Source organism: Psychrobacter sp. FME5 (genome assembly GCF_014861375.1).
Taxonomy (GTDB): domain Bacteria; phylum Pseudomonadota; class Gammaproteobacteria; order Pseudomonadales; family Moraxellaceae; genus Psychrobacter.
This window is the reverse complement of the sequence record NZ_RRYX01000147.1, coordinates 1-5565: the sequence shown is the minus strand read 5'-3', so window position 1 is coordinate 5565 and position 5565 is coordinate 1. Positions and strand designations below refer to the sequence as shown.

General features: G+C 39.5%; 4 protein-coding genes. 1 reads left to right on the top strand and 3 read right to left on the bottom strand.

Going from position 1 to position 5565, the window contains the following annotated elements; translation table 11 throughout:
- The first annotated feature begins 159 nt into the window (after window positions 1-159).
- Window positions 160-612, top strand: coding sequence for a hypothetical protein (locus tag EI161_RS13140; protein WP_192523859.1), 453 nt, complete (start codon window positions 160-162; stop codon window positions 610-612).
- A 1020-nt stretch (window positions 613-1632) separates the two neighbouring features.
- Here the strand turns inward: EI161_RS13140 and EI161_RS13135 are convergent.
- The 3 genes from EI161_RS13135 to EI161_RS13125 form a co-directional block, all read right to left on the bottom strand.
- Window positions 1633-3900, bottom strand: a complete 2268-nt coding sequence (locus EI161_RS13135; protein ID WP_192523858.1) for an Orn/Lys/Arg decarboxylase N-terminal domain-containing protein — start codon at window positions 3898-3900, stop codon at window positions 1633-1635.
- A 21-nt stretch (window positions 3901-3921) separates the two neighbouring features.
- Window positions 3922-5295, bottom strand: a complete 1374-nt coding sequence (gene potE, locus EI161_RS13130; RefSeq protein ID WP_192523857.1) for a putrescine-ornithine antiporter — start codon at window positions 5293-5295, stop codon at window positions 3922-3924.
- 139 nt (window positions 5296-5434) lie between these two features.
- Window positions 5435-5565: transposase (locus EI161_RS13125; protein ID WP_192529750.1), on the bottom strand; the 131-nt coding region annotated here is incomplete at its 5' end.

Here is a 5565-nt window from a genome sequence, read left to right as displayed (position 1 = left end):
TTCTCTTTGTTGTGGTAAACAAGAGTGTAAGGCGTTGCTTATTTTTTTCAACTATTTCCCAATTCTATACAGCCCCTACTTTAAGTATTCATATTTGTATAATAGGGCGTGTCTTATTTAAAATAAGGACACGCCCTAATCATATTATTTTGGATAACTATGTTTAATAAACTTAAGGCATTGGCTGTACTTTCAGCCTTCCTAACTCTTGTCGCCTGTTCCGATAATACCTCCGATTTAGCTCACGATAAAAGCGCTACTACGGCTAGTGATCACGAGCATAATGTGCAAGAGATGTATCGTCATATCGATATGTTAACAAGAGAGTTGCCAAGCGTACTTGATGAAGTCACCACTTTAGAACAAATTAATTTTGATGGAACAACGGTTACTTTCGGTTATAAGCTGAAGATATCTGGTTATAGTGATGCCGAAAGAAAAGAGATTGAAACGGTAATGCGCAACGAACATACCAAGTTAGCCTGTGAAGAAGCAGAAGTCATTCAGGGTATAAATAGGGGGTTCGATTATCAGTATAGTTATTACGATTTAGATGATATTAAAGTGGGGGTTTTTGATGTCACAAAAGACATTTGTGACAACCTATCATAGCTTTGCCTTCGATAATAAGACTGGCTTTGGAATACAGCCCCTAATGTATATCCAAGTTATTGAGCTTTTCTATGGTTGTTATTCACAAAAAAAATCCTTCGCCATCTCGTTAATATCAGACAGCAAAGGATTTAGTATCGTAAAATAGTATGATAAGTAATTACTTAGTATGATAGGTAATTACTCAATAACATTACTTGTCAGCGAGTAATAAAGTATCATACTGAGACTATCGTAAAGTATTGATTTTATTAGACCTCATTTTCTGCAAAAATAAATAAACCATCATACTCAAATCTAAAATTTTATTACAGCTGTTCTTCTAGAAGTAATAAAGTATCATACTGATAAAACTCTTTAATACTGAATGCTATCGGTTAATAATAGTAGTCTATGAATAAGAAGTTATAATCTTTCCCGCACGATCTACATCACCAGTTTGAATAAACCGATACCCGTGATTATAAAAAGCAGAATCATTGCATGGCCTATGACCAAATTTACCACAATGAATTTCAGAAGCATGACTATAGCTTTTTACAGCCCAATGTTAAGTATGATCTTGTTAGATTTTTTGCGAGCCGAATCATAATTTGTTAGGTGTTAATGACTTCTTGATCAAGAGGTCATTAATCTTATTATAATCACTTAATTTTTAAATATTGGAAGCATTAAAAAGCTTGCCAATACTATACATAGCGTTGGCAAGCTTTTCCTAGTCTGGTATTTTACTGAGATGATGTTTTTAATACTAGCGTTTGAGTATGGTTTATAGAATAAGGTTAGGTAAACATACACCACTAGAATGTGTAATATTATAACGCACCCAGCCGTCTCTAGTAACAATAGTTACTCAGACGCTAAGCACCTAATCAATTAGGTGCTATGACTATAAAAGCCTATCAGTATTGGCTATACCTCGTTAACAATAAAAAAAGATGCTCATACGATATGGTATATAGCGTGAGCATCTTTTTTTAATCTAGCACATTACTTAGTTGACGTTATCAACACTGGGGTTTATTTTACACAAAGAATGTGATACTTGCCGTTCTCGACTTCCACGCCATGGGTATCGTGTTCAAAGCCTGGGAACTTATTATCAAATGCTTCTAGCGCCTTTAAATAAGATAAGATAGGACCATCTGAACCACCCGTATTCTCGCCTGGCATAAGTATTGGAATGCCTGGTGGATAAGGTACAACGCCTGTCGCCACAGTACGATTTGCTATATTATCCAATGCTAAGGATTCTATCTCATTGTTTACCAAATTTTCGTAAGCTTCCGTAGGTGATAAGTCGGGTGTAGGTAAAAAGGAAAAGCCCGCCGCCATATTGGCAGTAGTTTTTAGGTCACGCATGGTTGTAAACATATCGTTACATAGGTCTTTTAAGCCCATATTTTGATAGCGTTTAGGATAGGCTTTGACCAATTCTGGCAATGCTTGTTCTAGCCGTACATTTTTATCATAGTCTCGTTTAAAATTGCCCAATTCGCTTATCAAGGTACCCCATTTGCCTTTGGTGATACCCAGAGAAAACAAAAACAAAATGGTAAAATCGATGGTTTTTTCCACTTGAATACCATTGTGAGATAAATAGCGGGTAACAATGGTTGCAGGAATGGCGGGCATATCGGCATCGACATAAGTGCCATCAGCAGACATACCTGGCATTAACACGGAGACCTTAATAGGGTCTAGCATCGCCCAATTGGCAGGAATATTACCAAACCCATGCCAAGGTGCGTTGGCTTGTAGCACCCAATGCCGACTCGATGAGGTCAATTCACTGGCATTGATGGTGTGCAGATTATCTGGTTGCCAACCATTGAAAAACCAATCATCTTTTAGCTTTGCATCAGCATAAAATTTGGCAAGCATTTGTCGAAATGCTACTGCCTCAGCGATACTTTCTGACATAAGCGTTTTACCGCTATTGCCATCCATCATAGCAGCTGCAACATCATTAGAAGCAATAATTGCATAATTGGGACTGGTCGACGCATGCATCATAAAAGATTCATTGAATCTGGCATGGCTTACTGGCTTACGCCCATCACGTACATGAATGTAAGAGGCCTGTGATAGAGCAGCGAGGAGCTTGTGCGTCGATTGCGTGGCAAATACTGTCGGGGCATTTTGGTCACGTGGCTCATCGTGCATGGCGAATCGACCACGGTACATAGGATGAAATTTGGCATATCCGTACCAAGCCTCATCAAAATGCAAATGGTCACAGCTACTACCGAGTAATTTCTCTAGCTCGCTCACGTTATAACAAATACCATCGTAAGTAGAGTTAGTAATAATTACGTGTTTCGGCTGTTTATCCACAACTTTTTGTGCTAGGGGGTTGTCTAAAATACTTTGGCGAACGGCTTCTGGCGTCAATTTTTCTGGCAAAATAGGTCCGATTATACCTAATCCATTGCGACTAGGCACCAAATAGCTAGGAACAGCCCCGCTAAGGGTAATCGCATGTTCTGCTGACTTATGGCAATTTCTATCAATTAATGCAATCTGACCACGCGTCACACTTGCCATCATAATCACACGATTAGACGTAGAAGAACCGTTGGTCACGTGATATGTGCGATCAGCACCAAACACCTGTGCAGCGTATTTTTCGCTCATCCCAATAGGACCGCTATGGTCGAGTAGTGACCCAAGTTCCCCTACAGAAATAGACAAATCTGACCGTAGCATATTTTTGCCAAAATAATCGCTAAAAAATCTGCCAACAGGATGCTTCATAAAGGCAACTCCACCATTATGCCCTGGTGTATGCCAAGAGTATTCATGGTTTTGCCCAAATTTTACCAAAGCATTGAACATGGGTGGCAGTAACTTGTCGCTATAACGATTTATCGCCGCCTCGATACGGCCACTAATAAATTCTGGTGAATCTTCTAATAACCAAATATAATCGTCAAATTCAGAAATTAAATCCGGGTCAATACTTCCTGCAGTACCGCGATTGGAGCACAGAAAAATTGGTAAATCATTGCGATGATGGCGAACCAAAGTCACCAAATCAGCTGCAGGGTTTTCTTTGGCATCTTTGCCCGGTAAGTCCCAATCTATTAGTACAAGTGTGATAGCACTATCAGCAAGCACAATACTTTTACCATCCTCAGCGTTATCTGCTAAAATGACCTCGATATTACGTGTCTGTAGTTCATCAACTAAGGCACATGCTATACGACCTGCAACGCTCCTCTCCTGAAATTGTGCGTGGATAAAGAGCACCTTCTTAACAATATTTTCAATCACATATGGTTTCATTGTATCGTTCCTTTTATTAACTTATCGTATAGTGGTTGGCGTGGTAGCGACTGAATTGTCATTATCCATTTCATCAATAATTGGTAATTTTAAGTCGAACTTGGTTGATACCACTTTTCCATACAATACCCATCCTGCAAATGTTGCGAGACCACCCCATAACATGGCATCTGAACCTGCACTGTATAACGCATAAAAGCTATAGATAGTGCCAATGAAAGCAATGATTCCAGTAAATATCACCTTTTTGCGTGGCACATTGGCAGACTTTAACAGTACCAAAATAGCGGACATTGACATAATATAGGGCACTAAGTTAGTAACAACAGCTAGATTCACTAAGGTATCAAACTGTTTGCTTAAATCAGGACTAATAGTCATTAGTGATATTAACGTTTGCACAGTAGCTAACACCAACATACCTACTACAGGAGCATTATATTTATTTAAACGACCAAATAACGGCAGAAAATACCCTTCATCTGCCCCTGATTTATAAACACTGGCTGAGGTAAACTGCCAACCCAACAATGACCCCAAACAAGCAATAACTGCTAGGGCATTGACGATTACACCTGCTCTACCCCCAAGCATTTGACTAAATGCCAAGCCAAATGGAGCATTCGATGCAGCCAATTGAGCATTTGGTACGATACCTGCTATGACATTGGTAGAAACAATATAGATCACCGCCGTTAATAACGTACCCCCCAACACTGCAATAGGTATATTTTTTTCAGGGTTTTCAACTGCATCCGCATTGGCACTGGCAGATTCTAATCCCAAAAACGCCCATAAAGTGATTGAAATCGAAGCAGGTAACGCTTGACTTATGGACAAATCATGCGGATTCCATGCCTCGGCATATATGCTAGATTTAAACCAAAACCAGCCGATAAACGAAATACCTACTACGGGTAAAATAACGCCCCATATAGTGATAGCACCAAGACGTCCCGTGATAGTTGGGCCAAAAAAATTGGGAATGGTGGTCAGCCATACAAAACCAATCGTCCAAATAGCAACCTGCACAGGCGTTAATGTCCACCCCATCAAGGTGCTAAAATAGCCAACTGCTGTAACAGCGATAGCGACATTAGCAATGACAAGTGATAATGCATAAGTATAGTTGGTCATAAAGCTGCCCGATTTGCCAAAAGAATATTCGGCATACGCTCCCATACCCCCAACATGGTTTTTAGTATAACGACCACATTGGGCAAAAGCGTAGGCAAGAGCCATAGAACCAGCTGCAGTAACGATCCAAGAAAAGATTGAAATTGTGCCCACTTGTGCCAACTTAGTAGGCAACAGGATAATACCTGCACCCATCATATTAACCATGGTTAGCACCATAAGCTGAAAAAGACTCATTTTACGTTTAGGTTTGCTCATAATGATTCCTAACAAGAGTAAATATAGGTAAGATTAAAATCACCTACCATGTTAAATAAAAGCGGGTGCAAACAGTCACGAATTGCACCCAATTATTCAATAAAAAAATTTTGTACTTATTTTTATCTAGGGCGTGTCATCAATTAAGCCAAACGACACAAGAAACTAAGTGAATGGCACTAAGGAAAAGACTGGCTAACTTATCATAGCGAGTGGCAATCGCACGATACTGCTTAATCTTGGCAAAGAAGTTCTCTATTAGGTGCCTCG